General features: G+C 42.3%; 17 protein-coding genes and 1 pseudogene. 12 read left to right on the forward strand and 6 right to left on the reverse strand.

Annotated features, from left to right (window positions below):
- The 3 genes from HMPREF9444_RS11255 to HMPREF9444_RS05250 form a co-directional block, all read left to right on the forward strand.
- A partial coding sequence (locus HMPREF9444_RS11255) for a hypothetical protein (RefSeq protein WP_009143343.1) occupies positions 1-195 on the forward strand: 195 nt, incomplete at its 5' end.
- A 218-nt stretch (positions 196-413) separates the two neighbouring features.
- Positions 414-1,871, forward strand: coding sequence for a hypothetical protein (locus HMPREF9444_RS05245; protein WP_009143344.1), 1,458 nt, complete (start codon positions 414-416; stop codon positions 1,869-1,871).
- A 42-nt stretch (positions 1,872-1,913) separates the two neighbouring features.
- Positions 1,914-2,693, forward strand: coding sequence for an alpha/beta fold hydrolase (locus tag HMPREF9444_RS05250; protein WP_009143345.1), 780 nt, complete (start codon positions 1,914-1,916; stop codon positions 2,691-2,693).
- A gap of 11 nt (positions 2,694-2,704) precedes the next feature.
- On the opposite strand, the gene HMPREF9444_RS05255 is transcribed toward HMPREF9444_RS05250, so the two are convergent.
- The 3 genes and pseudogenes from HMPREF9444_RS05255 to pckA form a co-directional block, all read right to left on the reverse strand.
- A complete protein-coding gene (locus HMPREF9444_RS05255) occupies positions 2,705-3,844 on the reverse strand; it encodes a Fic family protein (RefSeq protein ID WP_009143346.1) in 1,140 nt (379 codons plus the stop codon).
- A gap of 267 nt (positions 3,845-4,111) precedes the next feature.
- Positions 4,112-4,585, reverse strand: a pseudogene (greB, locus tag HMPREF9444_RS05260) (transcription elongation factor GreB); the annotation flags it as partial.
- 91 nt (positions 4,586-4,676) lie between these two features.
- Positions 4,677-6,266 carry a phosphoenolpyruvate carboxykinase (ATP) gene (gene pckA, locus HMPREF9444_RS05265; RefSeq protein ID WP_040909267.1) on the reverse strand — a complete coding sequence of 530 codons (1,590 nt, stop codon included), beginning with the start codon at positions 6,264-6,266 and terminating at the stop codon, positions 4,677-4,679.
- Between the two features lie 200 nt (positions 6,267-6,466).
- Between pckA and HMPREF9444_RS05270 the strand changes: the two genes are divergently transcribed.
- Positions 6,467-7,057, forward strand: coding sequence for a NifU family protein (locus HMPREF9444_RS05270; protein ID WP_009143349.1), 591 nt, complete (start codon positions 6,467-6,469; stop codon positions 7,055-7,057).
- Between the two features lie 55 nt (positions 7,058-7,112).
- Here the strand turns inward: HMPREF9444_RS05270 and gpsA are convergent, their stop codons facing one another.
- The 3 genes from gpsA to HMPREF9444_RS05285 are packed head-to-tail and all read right to left on the reverse strand — an operon-like array spanning position 7,113 to position 9,130.
- Positions 7,113-8,117 (reverse strand): NAD(P)H-dependent glycerol-3-phosphate dehydrogenase, encoded by a 1,005-nt coding sequence (gene gpsA / locus HMPREF9444_RS05275; protein ID WP_009143350.1) that lies wholly within the window; start codon positions 8,115-8,117, stop codon positions 7,113-7,115.
- A gap of 19 nt (positions 8,118-8,136) precedes the next feature.
- Positions 8,137-8,640 carry a protein-export chaperone SecB gene (gene secB, locus HMPREF9444_RS05280; RefSeq protein ID WP_009143351.1) on the reverse strand — a complete coding sequence of 168 codons (504 nt, stop codon included), beginning with the start codon at positions 8,638-8,640 and terminating at the stop codon, positions 8,137-8,139.
- A gap of 25 nt (positions 8,641-8,665) precedes the next feature.
- On the reverse strand, positions 8,666-9,130 hold the full coding sequence (locus tag HMPREF9444_RS05285) for a rhodanese-like domain-containing protein (RefSeq protein WP_050779008.1): 465 nt from the start codon (positions 9,128-9,130) through the stop codon (positions 8,666-8,668).
- Between the two features lie 446 nt (positions 9,131-9,576).
- Between HMPREF9444_RS05285 and glnA the strand changes: the two genes are divergently transcribed.
- From glnA to HMPREF9444_RS05325, 8 genes are all read left to right on the forward strand, one after another.
- A complete protein-coding gene (gene glnA, locus HMPREF9444_RS05290; protein WP_009143353.1) occupies positions 9,577-10,986 on the forward strand; it encodes a glutamate--ammonia ligase in 1,410 nt (469 codons plus the stop codon).
- A 57-nt stretch (positions 10,987-11,043) separates the two neighbouring features.
- Complete coding sequence (gene gltB, locus HMPREF9444_RS05295) at positions 11,044-15,609, forward strand: glutamate synthase large subunit (protein ID WP_009143354.1); 4,566 nt, start codon at positions 11,044-11,046, stop codon at positions 15,607-15,609.
- 1 nt (position 15,610) lies between these two features.
- Positions 15,611-17,059: a glutamate synthase subunit beta gene (locus HMPREF9444_RS05300; protein ID WP_040909268.1), complete on the forward strand. Its 1,449-nt coding sequence runs from the start codon at positions 15,611-15,613 to the stop codon at positions 17,057-17,059.
- Between the two features lie 300 nt (positions 17,060-17,359).
- Positions 17,360-18,310 (forward strand): Rpn family recombination-promoting nuclease/putative transposase, encoded by a 951-nt coding sequence (locus HMPREF9444_RS05305; protein WP_009143357.1) that lies wholly within the window; start codon positions 17,360-17,362, stop codon positions 18,308-18,310.
- Between the two features lie 159 nt (positions 18,311-18,469).
- Positions 18,470-21,838, forward strand: coding sequence for an autotransporter outer membrane beta-barrel domain-containing protein (locus HMPREF9444_RS05310; RefSeq protein ID WP_009143358.1), 3,369 nt, complete (start codon positions 18,470-18,472; stop codon positions 21,836-21,838).
- Between the two features lie 108 nt (positions 21,839-21,946).
- A complete protein-coding gene (locus tag HMPREF9444_RS05315; RefSeq protein ID WP_009143359.1) occupies positions 21,947-22,183 on the forward strand; it encodes a hypothetical protein in 237 nt (78 codons plus the stop codon).
- 762 nt (positions 22,184-22,945) lie between these two features.
- On the forward strand, positions 22,946-24,247 hold the full coding sequence (locus tag HMPREF9444_RS05320) for an ammonium transporter (RefSeq protein WP_009143361.1): 1,302 nt from the start codon (positions 22,946-22,948) through the stop codon (positions 24,245-24,247).
- Between the two features lie 16 nt (positions 24,248-24,263).
- Positions 24,264-24,602 (forward strand): P-II family nitrogen regulator, encoded by a 339-nt coding sequence (locus HMPREF9444_RS05325; protein WP_009143362.1) that lies wholly within the window; start codon positions 24,264-24,266, stop codon positions 24,600-24,602.
- The last annotated feature ends 24 nt before the right edge of the window (positions 24,603-24,626 follow it).

Raw genomic sequence — 24,626 nt, forward strand, 5'->3', positions numbered from 1 at the left:
GCGATCGCCCGAACTTCAGACCCGACCGACGCTCTGACCGTGACCCAGGCGATCGTCCGAACTTCAGATCCGACCGACGCCCCGACCATGACCCAGGCGATCGTCCGAATAGACGTAACAATTAACAATTTTAAGTCAGTGATTTTTAACCATACCCCATTCGATGGCCATCTAGCGAACGGGGTATTATCTTGAATGAATTGCAAAAATCAAAGGAGCCGACACAAAATTTAGGACCTGTAAAACCATCTTAATAAAGACAATGAATTCATTCGCGACAGTTTTAAATAAACTTAATCAATACATTGTTTTTCTATTATTCATATCAAAAAACAACAATTATTCATTTGTCATATTCTCCTAATCAGGCAATAATCATCACGATAAGCATTAAAATTTCTTAAGGTTTTTACATGAGCGAAAAACTTAAACAAATCATTGAAGATCTTGATAGATCCTCTTTAAATCAATATGTCTACGATCTTTTAATGCATCTTCCTGACGAGCAAAAATTATTTATTCGTAAATACGACAATAAAGCAAAGAATGATTTATTGCATGACGAATACTCTTCATTTCTTCACGTTTTAAATAATTCTTTTGACGCAGAAGAATTCGTGCGCTGCCAATATGAATATTGGGATGATACTGATGCGCTGGGAAGCTTTATTATTAACTTAGAGCAAGAAATGACGGAAACTGTCGGCAATATCACGAAAAAATCCTTTTTTGACGACGCCGCCGAACTGATAGCAAAAGAACTTACAAGCTGTGCAGAATATGACCTAGAAACAGACATTGAAAGCAGTGATGAGTATGGCGGAATTTCAGCATCAGATTGTGATGTCGGCAATGATACCATTCCTGAGGAAATTTTCGAACATGCCGTCAAAACACTTTCAGGCTTTTATAAAAAATTATCTCCTAAAGAAAAAAGTAAAATAGTTATATTTTTAACTAAATACGGTGAAGCTCATGGTATCCGTCATTATCATGCAACAATTGCAAAAAATCTTCCTGATGAAAAATTGAGCGAACAAATAATTTCACAGAAAAAAGAACAATTGCGCCATGCAATCACCGTTAATGATTATGACGCGGTCGAAAGCATTTTTTACGAAATAAAGGATATTTTGGTACACACCCCCGGCAAAGAGGAAATTTTCAATAAGTTCGTACAGGAATTCAGAACAACACCGCCTGCTAGTGAAGAGCTGTTAAACAGGGCTCAAACGAAAAACGATCTTAAAGAACAGAAAAGCCTGCTTGAGTATTTAATTAACATCTATCAAAAAGTCGAGGATTACCATTACCGCATTAATGATAAATTAACTTCCTTATTAAAGGTAAATATAAAGCTGAATCTCGCTTATGAAAGTAAAGCGATCTTTTTACAATTAGTCAAATTCTACAATAGTATTGATTGGGATGCCGCTCAATACCTTAAAGATCATTGTCCAAAATCACGAGAAGAAATCAAAGAAGCCCTGCGAAATATCGTTTACAGACCGGAACCGTTTTATGCCAACTACACTCCATCGAAAATACGTTTCCACTTATTATTTGAAGAGTTTGACAAAGCTTTTGCAATTTTAAAAACCCATTCGGAATATATCGCTGACTTCGGACACAGAATGCCGGCATCATACTACAATGAGCTTAATGCTGTTTTATTGCAGGATTTCGTTAAAATTGCAGGAGGAACTACAGGACTGCAAAATTATACAAGAGCAATAAACTGCTTGGATGCTTTATTAAACCGACAAACTCCTGTTGTCCAACAGCTGATAAAAGAAAAGGTCAGTTATGTAAAATACACCTATAAGCGCAGAAGGATTTTACTTGAAGAATTACATAAAAGGGGATACTAAATTTTACACTAACCGTGAAGTTAAGCGCTTGGAGAATTATGTATGAATAACAAATGTTTAGCCGTCACACGCTACGGATCTCCGCATGGCAAACCTTTATGCATAATTCACGGCTGGGGCTGTGACAGCAGCTTTCTGCTGCCTGTTGCTCAAATGTTTAGGCATCGAGACGTATTCTTAATTGACCTGCCGGGCTACGGCATGAGCAAAGAGCTTAAAAATATTGCAAATTCTCTTGAAGAAACATCTTTAGCCCTCTTTAAAACCTTGCCCAAACACTGTGATGTAATCGCTTGGTCAATAGGATCTATTTTTACCTTTAAAGCAGCCAATTTAACTAACTCGCCTATCGATAAACTTGTGACTATCTGCGGGACTCCGCGTTTTCCAAAAGATCCGAACTGGCCCGGGGTGTCCTACAACTTCATTATGAAGTGTAAAAGTCTCCTCACACCGCGACGCTGCAATCGCCTATTAAAACTTTTTTTCCGCATGCAAACCGAAGAGATTTTGCACGGCAAAAATGAATTTACTATTCTGCACTCACTTTTAAGCCAATCTGAAGAAATTCCTTTTGAGGTTTTAACCGCTGGTATTGAAATGATGGCTTATGCTGATGTCCGCGAAGACTTTACTCATATAAAAATCCCTTGTCTGCATCTTTTCGGCAGGAAAGATCGCTTTGTTCCTTGTGCCTTAGCGCAAAATATGAATATCAACAAAATGCATCAAACCTATGTCTTTGAACATTCGGCACATAGTCCGTATCTTACTGAGCCAGACCTTTTCTATGAAAAAGTTTCTGCCTTTTTAGAAAACTAAAATCCAAGTTACTAGAGCTTTACTCTCTTATTTAAACTTGAAAGTAATGCATCTCCCTTTACAGTCAGTAAATACCTCTGCCGCGGGTGATTTAATTTTTCCGGGTACAGCACTTTGACAAACCCCGACTCAATTGCAGGATTTATATAATTTTTTAAAAATGTCGGACGGTGCTTTAATCCGATTAGAAACATTAACTCTTTCAAAGAAAGCTGCTGCGTATTAATCGTCTTAAGCAAAATTAATGTATTAGGCTCAACTTGATCGGTACTTGATCGGTACTTGATCGGTACTTGATCGCTTCCTTTTATTTCTTCTTTCAAAAAAGTTTTCGGCGCATTAATTACCAAGTATCTGTTTTTTAATTCAAAATCAGATCCTGCAATTAAATTTTGAAAAAATCTTTCCAAAAACTCTACATTTCTTTCAATTTGAAGCTGTAAATTTTGATAGTTGGCACGCACTAAAGCGTTACGAAAATACCAAGAATTTTTAATGAACAAATTGTTTTCAACTTTAAAACCTAAAGATCTTAAATATTTAATAATGAATACGGCTGTAGTTCGAGTATTTCCTTCACCAAACGGATGTATTTGCCACAGGTCTGCGGTAAAACGCGCAATATGATTGGCTATATCACTTAAAGAAAGCCCTGAAAATTTAAATTTTTTTTCTTTGTCTAAATCATATTCGATAGATGCTTTGATATCAGGAGCAGAAACGTACAAAACAGTGTCGCCACGTAAAACCCACTCTTTTTTGGTTATGTTGTAATCGCGTATTTTCCCCGCAAATTTAAAGATCCCGTCAAATATACTTTGATGAATAGATACCAATCCTACAAGTGAAAACGAAAAGGTTTGTTCGCCGAGAATTTTTGCAATGTTGGCAGATGCTTTATCCGCTTCTTCCGTTTCTGAAAATTTTAGATCCCTGCTACTTTTTGACTGATAGTAACTTTTAATTAGATCTCTTGCTTCATCTATAGATATATCACCGTCAATATGTTTACGCGCCGTATCAAGCAAATATTGAGAGGGAGTCAGTCCGTCAACGGATTGAAGTCCTATAGCCGTCTGCCATGCATTAATCTTATCTTGTTGAGAAGGCTCCCCTTGCCGCAAATATTCCTCAAAATCCGACACTGTCATAAATATCCCGATATCAACCAATTATTCTAAATTCTAAAATTTTTATTTAAATTAAGCTTCTCATATGTTTATTTAAAAACATAATTAATAATCTAACTATACAAAATATTTGCTTAACCTTATCTGCTATTTAATCAATGTCTTTAAATATTCCTGCTCAATTTGTTTTGCATCCATACCTTCAACAGCCTGCTTATCTGCTTCAATATCATCATCGGTAGGCTCAAGATTAAAAGCATGCGGTTTTTGCTCTTCAAACCACTCGGGCTTATGGTATGCAATTCTGTTTATATACCAAATACGTGCTCCTTTAGGAGTATGCACGGAAGCATCATCCCCTTCAGCCTTACCTAAAAGTGCCTTGGCCATCGGAGAATCCACCGAAATATAATTTGTACGCCCGAAAATTTCATCTCCGCCGACGATTCTTACCTGCATTAAAGACTCATCGTCATCAGCTTCTATTTCAACGTAGGCACCGAAAAAAACTTTGCCGTCCTGCTGATGATTGTATTCCACAACCTGAAGATTATTCATGCAGCCGCGTAAGTAGCGAATACGCCTATCAATTTGCGCCAGCAAACGCTTATTATATTGATAATCGGCATTTTCGGAACGATCGCCGAGACTTGCAGCCCAAGAAACTTTCTGCGTTACGTCAGGACGCTTTTCCAGCCATAAATAATCAAGTTCCTGATGCAATAAATCGTAACCTTCACGCGTAATATAAGGCTTTCCCATAATGATCATCCCTTAAAAAAAGATTAAAGCCCGATACGGAACACCGCATCGGGCCTATTTTAACCTATTAAGGTTATTGCGTTAACGCAAATTAGAGCTGAGGACCAGCCTTAGCCAATTCACCGTTCAAAGCTTCGAACTTCTTGAAGTTCTTGATGAAGCGGCCGGCCAAGTCAGCGGCTCTCTTGTCCCACTCTGCAGGATCTGCATAGGTGTCGCGCGGGTCAAGGATCTTCGGATCAACGCCCGGAAGAGCGGTCGGGACCTTGAAGGAGAATACCGGGATGGTCTTGGTTTCGGCTTTATCAATGGAGCCGTCCAAAATTGCGTCGATGATGCCGCGGGTATCTTTAATGGAGATACGCTTGCCGGTGCCGTTCCAGCCGGTGTTAACGAGGTAAGCGGAAGCGCCTGAGGCGTTCATGCGCTTAACCAATACGTCAGCGTAGGTGGTAGGAGGCAGAGTCAAGAAGGCAGCGCCGAAGCATGAAGAGAAGGTCGGGGTCGGCTCGGTAATACCACGCTCGGTGCCGGCTAACTTAGCGGTGAAGCCGGAGAGGAAGTAGTACTTGGTCTGCTCTTTGTCAAGGATTGATACAGGCGGGAGAACGCCGAAAGCATCAGCTGACAAGAAGATTACGCGCTTAGCAGCAGGGGCCTTGGAGATCGGACGAACGATGTTCTTGATGTGATAAATCGGGTAAGAAACACGGGTGTTCTCGGTTACGGACTTATCGGCAAAGTCGATCTTGCCTTCTGCGTCAACGGTTACGTTCTCAAGGAGAGCGTCACGCTTGATAGCTGCCCAAATGTCAGGCTCATTTTCCTTAGAAAGGTTAATTACCTTAGCGTAGCAGCCGCCTTCGAAGTTAAATACGCCTTCGTCGTCCCAACCGTGCTCGTCGTCACCGATGAGTAAGCGCTTAGGATCGGTTGAAAGGGTGGTCTTACCGGTGCCGGACAAACCGAAGAAGATGGCGGTGTTCTTGCCTTCCATATCGGTGTTGGCGGAGCAGTGCATAGCAGCAATGCCCTTAAGCGGCAAGTAGTAGTTCATCATGGAGAACAAGCCTTTCTTCATTTCGCCGCCGTACCAGGTGTTGAGGATGATCTGCATACGCTCGGTGAGGTTGAAGACAACGGCGGTCTCGGAGTTGAGGCCTAAACGCTTGTAGTCGGTAACCTTGGCCTTGGAAGCGTTGAATACGACGAAGTCAGGCTCGAAGTTCTCGAGTTCTTCCTTGGTCGGACGAATGAACATGTTGGTTACGAAGTGGGCCTGCCATGCTACTTCAACGATGAAGCGGATCTTAAGGCGGGTGTTCTCGTTAGCACCGCAGAATAAATCGACAACATAAAGTTTCTTGTTGGAAAGTTCTTTAACGGCTAATTCTTTTAACTCGTTCCAAGCTTCAGTGGTTAAAGGCTTGTTGTCATTCTTGAATTCTTCAGAGGTCCACCAAATGGTATCTTTTGAGGTGTCATCTTTAACGATGAACTTATCCTTCGGGGAACGGCCGGTGTAGATACCGGTCATAACATTGACGGCACCCATCTCGGTAACAACGCCTTTATCAAAGCCGGTCAGGCCAGCGGCGGTTTCTTCAGCAAATAACTGCTCGTAAGAAGGATTGTGAACAATCTCAGTAGTGCCGGTAATACCGTACTTAGTTAAGTCCATTTTTTTCTCCACATAAAAACCGAAAATATAATTCTCGGTGGTTTTTAATTAACTCATCTAATTTTACTAGAAAAATAGGTTCTCTTTAAACTTAAAACAGCTTTTTTTTAAGCATTTTTTTCACTTTTGCACTGTTGATTTATTTTCTAAGCGATATACTTATACATTTGCGATATCAAACAAGTGTTAAGAGCTTTTATATGAGTAAGATAACAGTTTCAAAACCTGCACAGGAATACTTCAAAAAGATCATTGCCAAACAAAAAATGGAAGGTCTTGCCATCAGATTATCCGCTACCAATGTCGGCACTCCGGGGGTTGAATGCGGGATCTTATATTGTCCTAAAGAATACATCACGATGAATGATGAACATTTTAAGATGGACGGCTTTGAAATCGTAATTGATTCAAGCGTAAGCCCTTATCTTGACGAATCGGTAATCGATCTGTCAAAAGATGATGACGGCAATGATTTGCTCACGTTCCATGCTCCGAATCTTAAGAAGCAGGATTTACCTGAAGATGCTACTTTGTTTGACAGAGTAAAAAGATTCTTTGAGACCACTGTTAATCCGGCTTTGGCCGGACACGGCGGAGCTGCTGCGCTTGAAGAGGTAACCGAAGACGGTGTAGTAAAAGTCCGTTTCTCAGGAGGATGCAACGGCTGCTCTATGGTCGGAATTACCTTAAAGGAAGGAATTCAATCCCAGCTGAATCAAGCTTTTCCTGGAATGATCAAAGACGTTATCGATGTAACCAATCACGTCAAGACCGACGAAACCTACGGTTGATAGATTAAGATGCATTTACAAAAGGACGCAAATGCGTCCTTTTTCTTTGCAATCTCTAGCACTCACTTTTAAGACTGCGTCCTAAAAGTTCTTTTGCTGCAGTCTTTCCGGGTTTTCCATGACAAATAACTTCGTATATCTGCGAACAAATCGGCATCTGGACGTTATATTTGTGAGCCAATTTATAAATCTCAGGCGTCATCACATACCCTTCAACTACTTGAGCGATTTTATCCAAAGCATCCCGGACCGTAACACCTTGACCTAACATATAGCCAAAACGTCTATTTCGCGACTGATTATCAGTACAAGTTAAAATCAAGTCACCAAGTCCCGACAACCCCATAAAACCGCGTTCGGTAGCCCCCATGGCCAGGCCTAAACGCACCATTTCTGCAAGTCCGCGCGTTATAAGCGCCGTTCGGGCATTTGCACCAAAACCTAATCCGTCAGATAAGCCGGCTCCGATAGCAATTACGTTTTTAACAGCTCCACCCAACTGCAAGCCGATAAAATCCGAACTTTCATAAATACGGAAAGTCGGAGTATGCATTATTTCACACAACTGTGAAGAAAACTCCGGGTTATTGCCGGCCACAGCAATTGCAGTAGGCATGCCTAAAGCTAATTCTTTGGCAAAAGTCGGTCCGGACAAAGCGGCAAGCGGTAAATTCTCAGGAACGATCCTAGATGCAATCGTACTTAATAACTCTCCGCTTCCTGCTTCTATTCCTTTAGTTGCCCACGCAAGACGATGATCCTTAGTTAAAAAAGGAACAATATTTTTTATAACGGAGGCAAAAGTGCAGCTCGGAACCACAACGAGCAAATTAGGCGAAGCGTGAACACACTCTTCTAAAGATGCAGTAAGAGAAAGACTTTGCGGGAAAGAGATCCCTGGAAGGTAACGCTCGTTCTCACGTTTTTGCGCCATTGCTTCTATGCTTTTAGCATTACGCCCCCACAAAGTAACTTTAAAACCTTTGGAAGCGACGGCAATAGCTAAAGCGGTGCCGTAAGATCCGGCACCGATAACGGATAAAGAATGAAGATCCTTCAATTGTTTATCCTATTGAACCTTAAGCTACAGGTTCATCCTTTTTTTCTTGAGCTGCCTTTTGGGCTTCCTGCGCCTGCTGATCTTTACGAGCACGATATAAAGCTTCAAAATTTATCGGAGACAAATTAAGCTGCGGGAAGGTTGCACGAGCTACTAGGCTTGAAATAAACTCACGGGCATACGGGAACAGAACATTAGGTGCAGTTGCTCCCAGCAAATAATCCATTGCTTCGGCAGATAAGTTGCGCAGCATGAAAACACCCGCCTGATTAACTTCGCACAAGAATGCAGTATGCTCTCCGTTCTTGCAGGTTACGGTAACACGCAGGCAGACTTCATACTGATCATCAGTGATCTTTGTAGTCTTAGAATCAAACTCGACCTTAAGCTCAGGCTTCCATGCTGCCTGAAAAACAGCAGGAGAATTAGGAGTTTCTAAGGAAACGTCTTTTGAGTAAATGCGAACAATCTGAAATACCGGCTGTTGAGCATTTTGTGCATTGTTCTGATTATTTTCTGACATTATTCAATCCTTATTTTGCAATTGTTTAATTTTTAGTGGTTAAAGGCATATTTGAGTTTTCCCACTCGGCAATTCCGCCTTCTAAGATAAATACCTGAGTGAATCCCTCTTTTTTAAGGCTGCGGGCACAATTAAAGGAATCTGAATCATATTTATCGCGTCCGACCAAAATAACCGGCTTTTCACGATTCTTTTCAATACGATTAATTTTGCCTGCTTTAATTTCAGCAGCAGTCATGTTGATGGAGTTTGCGATATGACCGAGCTTGAATCTGTCAGGAGTACGCAAATCAACGAAAACTCCGTTATCACGGTTAACCATCATGACGGCAAGACCGGTAGAGGCCTTTTTAACCCTGGCGGTCATAATCTTAAACTGGACGATAATAAGAAGCACCAGAACAACAAGCCAGGCTCCGCAAAACATAATATGACGGGAGATAAATCCTGAAAGCTCGCTTATAAATTCAGGCGAAAAAAATTCTGACACGTGACACCTCTAATAAGAAAATTCACTAAGTTGTAAATTTTAACATATTGATCTTAAGTACACATTAAGCAATTCACGCTTTTGCACTTTATTGCAAAAAAGCAGCACAATTTAATGTTCATTTATAGTGCATTATTTTTTAATGGTTTCAAATTTATAACCTTAAAAATTACTTATTTTTAATTTAAATTTAATTCTTGTTTAAAACAAAATCAGCAACAAACAAATATTAAATAGTCAATTAATTACATATTAAAAATAATTAAATAAAATTTATATTCTTATATAAAGAAAAATATAAATAATAAATAGACACTTTCTGATAATTAATTCTTGCACTAAATTATTATATAAACGCACCAAAAATAGGAATTAACTGATTTTCCTTTACACAACCGGTCATTGCCTTAAAAATGGGTGCAAAAATCGTGTTTAGGAGATAAATCATGCAAGTTTCCCAAGTTCTCTCTCTTATCAAAGATAAGCAGCTGCAGTTTGCCGATTTGCGCTTTACCGATACTAAAGGTAAAGAACAGCACATCACTCTGCCTATCTGTGCTATTGATGAAGAGTTCTTCTCCCAAGGTAAGATGTTTGATGGCTCATCCATTGCCGGCTGGCGCGGAATCGATAAGTCGGACATGATTTTAATGCCTGATGCCGATACAGTATTTATCGACCCGTTTTATAAAGAGCCTACCTTAGCAATCCGCTGTGATATTTTAGATCCTCAAACCATGACAGGATACGACAGAGATCCTCGTTCAGTGGCAAAGCGCGCAGAAAACTATCTAAAGTCAACCGGTATCGGTGATGAAGCATTTTTCGGACCGGAGCCCGAGTTTTTCCTGTTTGATGACGTTCGCTTTGAAAGCACAATGAAAGGCTGCTTTGTCTGCGTTGATGATGTTGAAGCGGCATGGAACAGTGCTGCCTGCTATGAAAACGGGAACAAAGGCTACCGTCCTTCCGTTAAAGGCGGATACTTTCCGGTACCTCCCGTTGACTCATCACAGGACATTCGTTCCGTTATGTGTAAAACCATGCAGGATTTAGGACTCGTTATTGAAGCCCATCACCACGAAGTTGCCACCTGCGGACAAAATGAAATTGCCACTAAGTTCAATTCATTGACTAAAAAAGCCGATGAAGTGATGATTTACAAATACGTCGTACAGAATGTCGCCAATAAAATGGGCAAAACCGCTACCTTCATGCCCAAACCTATTGCCGGTGACAACGGTTCCGGCATGCACTGCCATCAGTCAATCGGCCGCGAAGGAAAGAACATTTTTGCAGGAAATTTATACGGAGGACTGTCGCAGGAAGCTATTTGGTACATCGGCGGCATCATTAAGCACGCCAAGGCTTTAAATGCTTTCACCAATCCTTCAACCAACTCATATAAGCGTTTAATCCCGCACTTTGAAGCTCCGGTTATGCTTGCATACTCCGCATCCAACCGTTCGGCCTCAATCCGTATTCCATTCTCATTAAATCCGAAAGCAACCCATATTGAGGTACGTTTCCCGGATTGTACAGCTAACCCGTATCTTGCTTTTGCCGCCATGCTTATGGCCGGACTTGACGGAATCCTCAATAAAATCAACCCGGGCGATCCTTTAGATAAGAACCTCTACGATCTTCCTCCTGAAGAGGCTGCAGATATTCCTGAGGTTTGCGGATCTCTTGGTGAAGCACTTGAGGCCCTTAAAGCCGATAGTGATTTCTTAAAACAAGGCGGCGTCTTCTCCGATGATTTTATCGATGCTTACTGTGAATTAAAGCAAGCTGAGATAAACAAGGTAAATCAAGTTCCGCATCCTTGTGAATTTGAGCTCTATTACGCTCTTTAATTATGAAACTTTGGCTGCCCGAAAGCGGCAGCCGATTTTAAGCACAGGTAAAAAAGAATGCACCAAGAAAGCGGTTTATACGACAGCAAATTCGAACATGATGCCTGCGGCGTCGGTATGATTGCCAATATAAAAGGCAAGCGCTCGCACAGCATCGTTCTCAAGGGTCTTGAGATTTTAAAGAATCTTACTCATCGCGGAGCGGTTGGAGCCGATCTGCTGCAAGGAGACGGCGCCGGTATCTTACTGCAAATTCCCGATGAACTTTATCGCGACGAAATGCTTCAGCAGGGTATTACTCTGCCGCCTTACGGAGAATATGGCGTAGGCATGATCTTTTTGCCCCGGGAAGCAGCCTCGCAGCATGCATGTCAGGAAGAAATTGAAAGAGCCATTCTTTCTGAAGGCCAGACTATTTTAGGCTGGAGAGACGTAAGCATTGATAAAGACATGCCGATGTCAAAAGCCGTAAAAGAAAAAGAACCGGTTATAAAGCAAGTATTTATAGGCCATAGCCCGGATTTGTCTGTAACTGACGCTTTTGAACGCAAACTTTATATTATCCGTAAAAAGTGCTCAATCGCTATTTACAACCTTAACTTAAAGCATTGTAAAGAATTTTATATCCCGTCCTTCTCGACTCATACCGTAGTCTATAAAGGACAGCTTTTAGCTTCTCAAGTCGGCATCTATTATAAAGATTTGACCGATTCGCGCTGCACTTCAGCTTTCGCGATTATTCATCAGCGCTTTTCTACCAATACGTTCCCGCAATGGTCTCTTGCTCATCCGTTCCGTATGATTGCCCATAACGGAGAAATAAATACCCTAAGAGGCAATTTCAATTGGATCTTGGCACGCGAGAAAAATATCAGCTCCCCTCTTTTTGGCAGCGACTTACAAAAGCTTTGGCCTTTAATTTTCCAAGATCAGTCTGACTCCGCATCTTTTGATAATGCTGTTGAGCTTCTAACCATGTCAGGCTATCCCATTGCACAAGCCATTATGATGATGGTTCCTGAGGCATGGGAGAAGAATCAATCCATGGATCCTAAGCTGCGCGCCTTCTATGAATATCATGCTGCAATGATGGAACCGTGGGACGGCCCTGCTGCAATAGTCTTTACCGACGGCAGACAAATAGGTGCCGCACTTGACCGCAACGGTTTGCGTCCTGCCCGCTACTACATTACAGATGAAGAAGTAATTTTGGCATCAGAGGCCGGCGTTCTGCCTGTTGAGGAAAAGAAAATCGTCAGGAAACTGCGCCTTGAACCGGGAAGAATGCTGCTTATCGATCTGGAACAAGGTCGAATTATTGATGATCATGAAATTAAAACTACCCTTTCAACTCTGCGTCCTTACCGCGAATGGGTAGAAAAGCTGCGTTTTAAGCTTGACCACAAAGAAGTAAAGGCACCTGAAACTTTAAGTCCGTTAAATCTTAACCAATTACTTAAGGTCTTTGCCTATAACCGCGAAGAAGTTGACCGCATTATTAAAAACATGGCACAAAACGGGCAAGAGCCTATTATGTCCATGGGTAATGATGCGCCTCTTGCCGTCTTATCCCAAAAATCATGCCTTTTGTATGATTATTTCAGACAAATGTTCGCACAGGTAACAAATCCTCCTATCGATCCGATACGTGAGGAGCTTGTAACTTCTCTCGTTTCTTTTATAGGTCCGCGCCCTAATCTTTTGGATATAGTTTCCAGCAATCCGCCGGTACGCCTTGAAGTTGAGCAGCCGATCTTAACTGATGAAGAAATGGAGCAAATCCGCAGAATTTCTTCTTACACCTCAAACAAGTTCCGTGTAAAAGAACTTGATATCACTTATCCGCTTAACTGGGGATCAGACGGCATTGAAGCACGTCTTGAAAGTATCAAGGCCGCAGCCGTTGATGCAGTTAAATCAGGTGTTAATATCCTAATCGTTACCGACAAAAACGTAAGTGCCGATCGGGTTGCGATTCCTGCGCTTCTTGCCCTATCCGCCGTACATTTGTGCTTAGTTGCAAACGGTCTTAGAACCAGTACCGGACTTGTAGTTGAAACGGGATCTGCGCGTCTTGTCCATCATTTTGCTCTGTTGGCAGGCTACGGAGCCGAAGCCATTCACCCTTATGCTGCTTTATCATTAGTAAAAAGCATGGGTTCCGATTTGAAAGAGCAGGATCTGCTGTTACACAACTACATAAAATCCATCGATAAAGGTCTTGCAAAAATCATGGCCAAGATGGGTATTTCAACTTATATGTCCTATATCGGCGCTCAAATCTTTGAAGCCGTCGGTCTTAACAGTGAATTTATAGGCCGTTACTTTACTAATACCAACTCCCCGATTGAAGGGATCGGATTATTTGAGGTAGCAAAAGAAGCAGTCAGAAGCCATAAGGAAGCCTTCGCCCCCAAATCCTATTCTGACGATATGTTAAGTTCCGGAGGAAACCTCAACTTTCGTACTGACGGTGAAGAGCATATGTGGACGCCCGAAGCTGTCATCCTGCTGCAGGAGTCAGTACGAGAAAAATCTTACGATAAATATAAGAAATATGCTCAGATAATAAACGATCAGTCAAAACGCTTAATGACTATCCGCGGTATGTTTAAATTTAAAGCCGCAAATCCTATTCCATTATCAGAAGTCGAGAGCGCCGATAATATCGTAAAAAGATTCTCAACCGCTGCCATGTCTATGGGCTCCATTTCGGCTGAAGCGCACTGTACTTTGGCTATTGCCATGAATCGTTTGGGCGGAATGTCAAATAGCGGTGAAGGCGGTGAAGATCCTAAGCGTTTTGAACCAATTAAGGAAGATACCGTTTTAACCGATGTTTTAGGCGATAACGTGGTTGTCCCTATTCAGCTAAAAAAGGGCGACAGCTTAAGATCAAGAATCAAGCAGGTAGCATCAGGCCGTTTCGGTGTTACCGCATCCTACCTTGAAAGTGCTGACGTCATTCAAATTAAAATGGCTCAAGGAGCAAAACCCGGAGAAGGCGGTCAGCTTCCGGGGCATAAGGTTTCCCCTTATATTGCCTACCTGCGTCATTGTTTGCCGGGTATAGGCTTGATATCACCGCCGCCCCATCATGATATTTACTCAATTGAGGATCTGTCAGAGCTTATCTATGATTTAAAACTCATAAATCCTAAAGCGGAAATCTCAGTTAAGCTCGTATCAGAACACGGGATCGGCACTGTTGCCGCCGGTGTTGCTAAATGCAAAGCTGATCATATGGTGATTTCAGGGCACGACGGCGGTACCGGAGCTGCTCCTGTAAACTCGGTAAAGAATACCGGCTCGGCTTGGGAAATCGGTCTTGCCGAAGTTGAGCAAACCCTGCAGCTTAACAATTTAAGATCACGCGTACGTCTTCAGGTTGACGGCCAAATAAAGACCGGGCGTGATGTGGTTATCGGAGCAATTTTAGGTGCAGATGAATTCGGATTCGGCACGGCTCCTTTAGTTACTTTAGGCTGCGTGTTGATGCGCAAATGCCAAAAGAACACCTGCCCTGCCGGTATTGCGACACAAGATCCGGTCTTGCGCAAAAACTTTAAAGGTCAGGCTGATTTTGTCATCAATTATTTCTATTTCGTTGCCGAAGAAGCACGTGAAATCATGGCGTCTCTAGGTATAAGAAAGATTGATGATTTAATCGGCAGAGTGGATTTACTTGATAAAAAACAAATAAATGATTCGATAAAAGCTCATGATCTAAGCTTTAAGAAGATCTTTTTTAAAGTTGCATCAAGCGATTCTACTTATAACACGACAAAACAACAGCATGACATTGATAAAGCTTTAGACAGCAAATTCTTAAATGAGGTTCAAAACTCATTAAAAAATAATAAAGAACTCTCAATCAACAGTTCTGTAGCCAACACCAATCGTGCAGTAGGAACCTTAATTTCTAATGCTGTTACCAAGAATAAAAAAGAACTTGCGGATAATTTCATTACTCTAAATCTGCAAGGAACAGCCGGACAAAGCTTCGGAGCATTTCTTGCAAAGGGCATTACCCTAAATCTTACGGGTGAAGCCAATGATTATGTCGGTAAAGGATTATCCGGCGGAATTATCAAAATCCGCAAAGCGGCAGAATTTTCCGGCAAGGCAGATGAAAATATCATTGCAGGCAATACCTGTTTATACGGTGCAACCTCAGGCAAAGCTTTCTTAAACGGCAGATGCGGAGAGCGTTTTGCAGTCCGAAATTCAGGAGCTACTGCAATATGTGAAGGATGCGGCGATCACGGTTGTGAATATATGACAGGTGGAACCGTCATGATTTTAGGCCCGGTAAATAGAAATTTCGGTGCCGGAATGTCAGGAGGCATTGCCTACGTTTATGACCCTGAGCATACACTTAACAACTATCTTGCAGCCGGAAACTTTATTGTAAGCTATTGCAATGAGGACTCAAAACATCCGGGAGATTTTAACGATAAAACAAACATTTATAATCTATTGCAAGAGCACGTTGCTGCAACTGACAGCCATAAGGCCGCACAGATCTTAAATGATTTTGACCATGAACTTGAAAACTTCGCTAAGGTCTTGCCGCAAGAGTACTTAAAGGCTTTGCAGTCTATCAACAAGGAGAATGCATAAAATGGGTTTTGAACGCGGATTTATTGAGTTTGCGCGGGTCGAACCCGAGCATCAGGATGTTGCCGTAAGAATTCGTCATTTTGATGAGTTTATAAAAACGTATGACGATAAAACGGCAATCAATCAAGCAGGTCGCTGCATGGACTGCGGAATTCCTTTCTGCACTCGCGTCTGCCCTTTGCATAATGTTATGCCGGAAATTAATCAGGCAGTATGCGAAGGAAACTTTGAAAAGGCTTATAAAATTGTTTCCATGAGCAATAACTTTCCGGAAATTACCGGAAGGATCTGTCCTGCTTTGTGTGAAGACGGTTGTACTTTAAGCCTTACTGATAAAAGTGTAAGCATTAAGGCGATTGAACGTAAAATCAGCGAATATGCTTTCTCCCACGGCCTTGTCGGTGTCTTTAAGCCCGAGCGCAATACCAACAAGCATGTAGCTATAGTAGGTTCCGGCCCTGCTGCTTTAGCTTGCGCCCAAGAATTAACCCGGCTTGGCAATCACGTAACCGTGTATGAAAAAAACAGCAAAATAGGCGGATTATTGCGTTTTGGGATCCCTGACTTTAAGTTCTCCAAAAGTCTTATTGATCGCCGTTTAAGCCAAATGGAACAAGAAGGAGTCAAATTCATCGTTAACACCATGGTCGGCAAGAAGGAAGATTTGGGGGAAGGCGTTCACTGTGAGGCAACAAACTTTATAAGCGGACAATCGCTTACAAAACAATATGATGCAGTTGTATTATGTCCCGGGAGCGAACAGCCGCGCGATCTGAAAATTCCGGGACGCGAGTTAAAAGGCATCTATTTTGCCCTTGATTTTCTTATCGCGCAAAATAAGGAAAATGACGGGGAAGTAACCAATCCTATTGACGTAAAGGGCAAGAAAGTTGTTGTCATCGGCGGCGGTGAAACCGCTTCCGACTGTATCGGAACAGCTATCCGTAAAGGTGCAAGCTCGGTCACTCAGCTTGACTATCACGATGAATTGCCCGAGCACGTCGATCCGCACTGCGGCTTTCCTTATTACAAAAAGATAAAAAGAACATCCACTTCCCAGCAGGAAGGCTGTACGAGAATTTTCTCTACCAATACCACCTCTTTTGAAGGTGAAGGAAAAGTAAGTTCAATCCGTACAGTAAAAGTCAAATGGGGTCCCAATCGCAAGATCACTCCGATTGAAGGCACCCAAGGACAAATGGATGCCGATATTGTCCTTATCGCCATGGGATATGCTCATCCGAGTTTATCGCTCGTAAACGAATTTAAACTTAAAACTGATAGTCGAGGTAATATTGCCGCCCCGACTGATGGAGAAAACGCTTATAAGACGTCCTGCGATAAAGTGTTTGCCGCAGGAGACGGACGAAAAGGACAATCACTGGTTGTGTACGCAATCGCAGAGGGCAGACAATGTGCCTATGCGGTTAATCGTTATTTAAATCACTAAAGACTACCTGTTGCTCAAAGTTCCCTGAAGGTCTAAACCGCCCTTGGGGAACTTTTTTATTTAAAATTATTTGTTTTATAAGATAAAAATCTACTCTAAAAATTAAGCTCTTTATTCTTTTTAAGCTGTTTTTTCTAAACTTCAAGAAGCTCACCAAAGCAGTGCAATAAAAAAGTTAAAAAATTTTCCCTTGGATTTATGCGCCTTGTAGAAGCGTTGTGTGTAATTTGCAGTGTTTATGACCGGGTCAGCTTTTGCACTTAGGCACAATGATGCTTTTGTTTTATTAAAGGAGGCATCTTGTCAAAATCTTCTTTCACCGTAGTTTCACCGTCAGTTTCCTTAAAGCGTACCAACGACGCTTTTGCCAAACACATTCTCTCTAAACGTGAGCATAAAGCTTTTCTTATCGACTTATTAAATGCCGTCATTTTTGATAAAGGCTCCCATCCTGAAGATGAAAAAATTATTGACGTCACCTTAGAAGACCGTGTCTTTACTCCGTCCCATCATGATGAAAAGGCAGGTATCCTTGATATAAGAGCCAAAACCAATAAGCGTATTTATTCCATCGAAATCCAGCAGTACCGTGAAGCCGATATCGGGGCAAGATGCTGTTACTACGCTTTAAATGTCCTTCATGACCAAATCACCAAAGGCGTTCCTTATCACAAACTTACGCCGGTGATAATTATTACCTTTTTAACTGAAAACCATCTTAGTACGTCTAACTATCACTCATGCTATCATTACAACGAAGACGACGAACATTCACGCTTAACCAACTTGTCGACACTGCATTTTATAGAATTTAAAAAGTGCAGGGTAAACGAAAAGAGCAAGTTAAGCCGTCTTGAGCAATGGGTAAAATATCTAAGTGCCACGGTACCTGCAGGAGAAGAAATCATTCCTGAGGAAGAAATGTTTAAAGAGTTGTCGAGGATAGAGAAAGTGTATAGCAAGGATAAGGAAGAGATGCTGCGCTATGAGGCGGCAGATCGGGCTGAGATGGATTTCGTATCGGCTATAAGTTCTGCGGAGCTTCGGGGTAAAGAAATCGGAAAAGCCGAAGGCAGGGCTGAAGGTCTAACTGAAGGAATAGCAAAAGGAAGAACTGAGGGTAAAGCTGAAGGCAAGAAAATTCAGGCATTGGAAACGGCTAAAACCTTGCTTGAGATGGGGCTATCCATACAGCAAATCATAAAAGCGACCGGTCTTTCCGAATCCGAAATTTTACAGCTTAAAAAATAAACATCCTTAATCCTTAAAAGATTAATAATCGATCCGTTCCTGCAGCTGAAAAAACTGATAGGCAAACAAAGTTTTTACCTTTATCATGACAAACAAAATACCGCGCAAGTATTCTATTCCAAGGTTGTCTGAGTTTTTGCCGGAGAGGAAAAAGTCAACATGAAAAATAAAATCTTAGCCGGCAAAAAAATCTATAACTGCAAATGCCGGAAACATATGACGCTGCAACGCAGCGCCTTAAGCGTTGCCGTATCTATGTTATGCTCCCTGCCTCTGCAGCAAAGTGAAGCCTCTACCCTCTACCTCATCAACTATAAAGGTAAACCGATGTTTGAACTGCAGGTTTTAAATGCAGGCGAGAACATGCAAAAACTGCCGGATGCTTTTTCAGATGGGGAAGAAGATGAATTCAGTACCGCTCAGCGCAATCTTAAAGACGAGGAAATAAGCGGACTAATTATGGCAGGATCCTTGTGGGCGGAGATCTTGGGTCCCGGAACTGTAAACACCTCTCCTGTCAAAGTGCAGGTTCTGGGATTGGATGAACAACTCGGAAATGCCGCCGCTACCTCTTATCCAAATTTAAATGCATCCGGCAAGCCTGAAAGCGTGGTGGGTCCGCTCGGGCAATTTACTATGAACAAGCCTGCACAGCTGCCGGCATTCGTATTTATCAGTGAGGGTCTTGATTTTAACTATCCCACCACCTGGTATACCTTGCCTGACGGGGACGGTTTTGATTATGCCGCTACGGTATTTCATGAGTTCGGTCACGCTTTGGGCGTCGGCTTTTTAGAAGGCTATGATCTTAACTTTAACAATTTTCTCTATGATTGTTGCGACGTGCAATATTCCACAGAAAAAGAACTGGTTGCCCTTAATTCTTACAATACAGATGACTCTGAAGAAAATATTTTTCTTGTAGGTGATGGTGCACAATCAGGAGTGTATTTTAAAGGACAGCACGTAAGCGAAGTTTTAGCAGGATCCGACCTTAAGGGCATTCCGGTTAACGGAGTAGAGTATAACCAGGATTGGAATCAGTTCTTTGAACTGTCGCACTTTGAGCTTGACCGTTCCATGATGAGTCACCAGAACTATCGTAACTACACTTTCTTCATGGAAGCCGAGTTAGCGGCATTTCAGGATCTCGGCTATACCATCGACCGTAAAAATTTCTACGGCAGATCGATTTATGCAAATAATCAAACCATCGTCAATACGCAGGGCTTTTATGCACGAACAGCAGACGGAAGCGCCTATATTAATGGGCAGCCCAATACCGCGACTTTAGGTACCGGACTGCATGTTTACGGCAAAAACAATAAGATAACGCAGGCAGCCGATCTGTTAGCAGGAGGAACAGGCGGAGTCGGCATTCGCGTTGACGGATCAGAAAACAAAATCACCATCGCCGATGCGGTACAGGTAAGAGCAGACGGTCTTAACGGTACCGGTGTGCTATTTGCCTACGGCAGTGATCAGGAACTCAACGCCCAAGGCACAATTACCGCCTTAGGCGAAGGCGGTGTTGCTCTACGCTTTGATTTTGGCGGCAATCTGCTAGGAAACGAAACGGAATACCGTGGATCTTATATCTGGACCTCTGTTGATGAAAAAGATGTATTTAATTCTTATTGTTACTTTGATGAGTGTAGTGGTGAATGGTCGCTTGCAAAGAAAGATAACAACGGGTTTGAGATCACCAACTTCGGTGCCTTGATGGGTGAGGTGAATATCACCGGAACTGTTGCTGGAAACGCAGCTGCCGTATATATCTCCGACAATGCCTTAGTGCAGGAAATTAATGTTCTGCCGGGAGCTCAGATAGTAGGCAATATTATCTCTAACTGGGATCCTGACAATGAGTACATTACTGCATTTGTCAAAGAGAATAAAGATTTTGATCTCACTACCGACTTGATCTTCGGTGCCGGAGATACTGATCGTAAATTTGCCATGACCTTGTACGGTTCAATTTATGGTCCTGAAAGTCTTGATGTGAATCTTACCGACGGAGAGCTGACCGTTTTAGGTACCACACAAACGTTAAGTCTGTCTAATAATGGAAAGCTGTCACTTTTAGGGAGCGATGCAAACGGTTATGCCCTGAAAACGCAGACCATAAGTTTAGGTGAGAACAGCGTGCTGCGACTTCCTTCTGCTGCGAATGTGTCAGCTGAAAGTGCGAAGCTTGACGGCACTCTTACCATGCTTCTGCCACGAGCCTACTACTCAAACAACCAAGAAACAAAGACCTCTTTAAAAATAGAATATAACAATAAGTCAGAAGACAATTTTGACACCGTTAAGATCGATGCCCTATCACCGACCTTAAATATTACTAATCTAGAATCTGGTTCAAATTCCAATACCGGACAAACAGAGTACTTTGCATCAGGCAAGGTCTACCGCAATCCTGATGCTTACGCCCGGTATGCCGACAGTGTAGCTGCTGCCTCAACAGGTTACGCTTTGGTTCATCTTGCCGACAGCGCCGATTCACCCTACGCCGATCTTATTTCAGCCTTGGATTTTTCTTCCCTGTCAGGGAGCTCCATTCGCAAGGCTCTACACTCCGTCAGCGCTGAAAGCTACAGCGCAGCAGCACAGGCTTCATTGCGTCTACTTAACGCTCAAGACCGAAAACTGTTTTACCGTCTGTGGGCAGATCCCATTGAGGAAATTTACGGCACTAAAATTTACGGGGATGTGCTTTACAGTGTTTATGACTCGGACGGAGCTTCCTGGGAAAGTGACGGCTACAGTGCTGTAATCGGTGCGGATACTAAGTTAACAGGCGCATTGACGCTAGGCGTCAATCTTACCTTAAACTCACTTAACACCGATATTAAAGGCAATAATGGTGCCGAGGCAAAAGCACAAAGTGCGCTTTTAGGTCTGCGTGGTCTATATCGCCCTCATTCCGATGGATTTTACCTGCAGGGCAGCATCCGTGCCGGAATGCAGTACGGTGATATGGATCGCATAGTAAGCGTCAACGGCTATCGCGCCACAATGGATAGCGACTGGCTGTCTTTCATCGGTTCTGTGCAAGCTGCTGCAGGTTATGACCTCTTGTTTACAAACGACAATTCTACTTTGTGCACAGGTCCTTTTGCCGCAGCACACTATAGTCTAATTCGTACCCCTGATATTGACGAAAGCGGCAGCGCTGCCATAAACATAGACGGCACAACTTATGACAGTTTGCCGCTAGAGCTTGGCTGGCGCTTTAAACTGCAGCAGAAAAATACCTCAGGCAGCTCTTTCATGCTGTTTGCCGATGCGTCTTACTTCTACGATGTAACGTATAACAAAGATCATACAACTGCCTCTTTTAAATATACCAAGGCACCGACCTTTGATTCTGAACTTAAGCGTGACGGGAGCTACGGTATTTATCTTAATTTAGGCGCAGAGCTTGAGCTTACAAGCGGCTTTTCAGCAGGGCTTACCTGCGGGGCTGAAACCGGCTCTGAGCTTACCGGCTTTAATATATCCGCTGACTTTAATTATCGTTTCTAAATGAAATTAATTTGAACAATAATGGAAATATGATCCACCTACAGAATGGTTTTACATTTTCCTTAAAAGGAATGGAGAAATCTAATGGCAAGATATGCTAACGTGTAAATGCGCCGTTTAAAATTAAGAAAAAGATATCCTGACAAAGCGGAAAAACTTATTTTTTATACGGCATTAAGACAGTTTGACAGACGCGTATTGACGATAGAGGGTCAATTTTACCAACCGGTCTGGAGAGCCTTTAACTTTCCAAGTGAACAAGCTTTTGATGAATTCCTTACAACCAGAAAAGACGGAAAAACTTTCAACTCGTTAGACGAGTTATTGAACGATTTAGATGCATGAAACCTGTAAGTAGATGCAACAACAAAAGCATTTTGTCATGACTAAGCTCTCATCATGAAAATTTTTCTACGCAAAACAATGTCATAACAAGCAATAGTCAGTAATCTACCATAGTTCCTATTGCCGTTCCGGCACAACCGATGCTGATACCGTACATGAAATGCTCACAGGCAAAAAGAATAAGTTAAGTACAAAAGAAAATCCCCCTAAAGTCAAAGCTAAAAGTACCAGACTAAATGACAGTGTGCGGAAACAGCCGAAAACATTGATAAAAACCGATAAAAAAGTGACAGATAAAGCAGCCTAAAGCCATTAGACCAGAAATTGCTACGACCTCATTTAAGTGCGCACTAAAAAGACATATCGAATATAAGGCTGAAGTAACAAAGAGCTGATAATCACCGCTCATAATCAAAATCACGCATAAAAATTAAGTTCAGATCTTGCGGCTTAAAGCTAACCTAATTACGACTTTCACTATACGCCGTTTTTTTAATCGCAAATTTAGCTCATTTCTTTAATGTTTTCATAACGATTTTAACCAAGTGTCCCAAGGCTTCGACAAAGCTATTAAATTTCAATAAAAAAGCATTTGCCCTATATATAAACACGCACAATTAATGTGAAATTAAGCGTCAAATTAGTGAATATATACTATTTATCGTATCAATTTTGTGAATTTTTATAAATTTATTGAATATAAAAGCCAAAGGTTTAATGTGTAGGTGAAGTTAAACAAAATCTCATCACGGAGATATTATTATGAAAAAGCACTTTATTGGTGCATTAGTTGCACTATCCTTAAGCTGTCCGGTTTTAGCTGAAGACGGAACATTAGATCAGGCTGCTAACGGATACATTCTTCTTTGCGCCGTTTTGGTATTGCTTATGTCAATACCTGCTATCGGTCTTTTTTACGGAGGACTGGTTCGCGCCAAAAATGCCTTATCAGTTCTTGAACAGTGTCTTGCCGTCTGCTCTATCGCTATTTTATTCTGGCTTGTAGCCGGCTACTCGATTGCCTTTTCATCAGGCGATCATTTGTTCGCTTCCTTTAGCGGAAATCTGGATAAAGCCTTTTTACTGTCAGTAAATTCAGATTCATTATCAGGAGCTTTAAGTGAATATACTTTCTTTATTTTCCAGGCAGCCTTTTGTGCCATCGCTTCATGCCTTATCGTAGGCGCCTTGGTTGAGCGTGTGCGTTTTAGCGCTTTATTAATCGGTATCTTGCTCTGGATGCTCTTATCCTATGCTCCTCTTGCCCATATGGTATGGGGTGGCGGATTTATTGATTCGACATTTGCAGCCTATGACTTTGCCGGCGGTGATGTTGTTCATATCAATGCCGCAGTTGCCGGTATCGTCGGTGCTTACATGCTCGGCAAGCGCAGTGATTTAGGCAAAATTAACCTCGCACCGCACAACCTGACCTTAACCTATATTGGCGGCGGCATGCTGTGGCTCGGATGGTTCGGCTTTAACGCAGGATCTGAACTTACCGCTGACGCCATCAGCGCATTGGCCTTCATCAACACCGCCATCGCTCCTGCTGCCGCGGCTCTCTCCTGGATGTGCGTAGAGTGGATTATGTATAAAAAGCCGTCAACTTTAGGTACCGTTTCAGGTGTTCTGGCAGGACTTGTCGCCATCACTCCGGCCTGCGCATTTGTCGGACCGTTAGGCGCTCTCGTTATCGGAATTGCTGCCGGTGTCTGCTGCGTATGGGGTGTTCACGGCTTCAAGCGTTTAACCGGTATTGACGACTCCTTGGACGTATTCGGCATTCACGGTATCGGAGCCATCATCGGAGCATTGCTAACCGGCGTATTCTGCGCCCCGTCATTAGGCGGAGCCGGATTCAAAGGCGAATGGACATCTATCGGCGGACAGGTATACGGTCAGTTTATGTCAATTGTCATAACCGTTATTTGGTCAGGAATTGCTTCCTTTATCGCCTTTAAAGTCGCAGGACTTCTGACCGGCGGAATCAGAGTCAGCGATGAAACCGAACGTGAAGGTCTTGATATTGCCGTTCACGGCGAACGCGGCTACAACCTGTAATCGGAGGACATGAAAAATGAAAATGATCGAAGCAATTATCAAGCCTTTTAAACTTGATTCGGTTCGTGAAGCTCTTACGACTATCGGCATCAACGGTCTTACGGTAAGTGACGTCCGCGGTTACGGCAGACAGAAAGGTCATACTGAGCTTTATCGCGGGGCTGAATATGTCTTATCCTTCATTCCTAAAATTAAAGTTGAATTAGCGGTTAAAGACGAAGAAGTCGAAAAATGCATTGAGACAATCAAAAAATCGGCTTTTACCGGAAAAATCGGTGACGGAAAAATCTTTGTTCATACTTTAGACAAAGTTGTCCGTATCAGAACCGGTGATGAAAACGAAGAAGCACTGTAAAATTTGCACTATATTGCCTAATGC

The organism is Succinatimonas hippei YIT 12066 (genome assembly GCF_000188195.1).
GTDB lineage: Bacteria > Pseudomonadota > Gammaproteobacteria > Enterobacterales > Succinivibrionaceae > Succinatimonas > Succinatimonas hippei.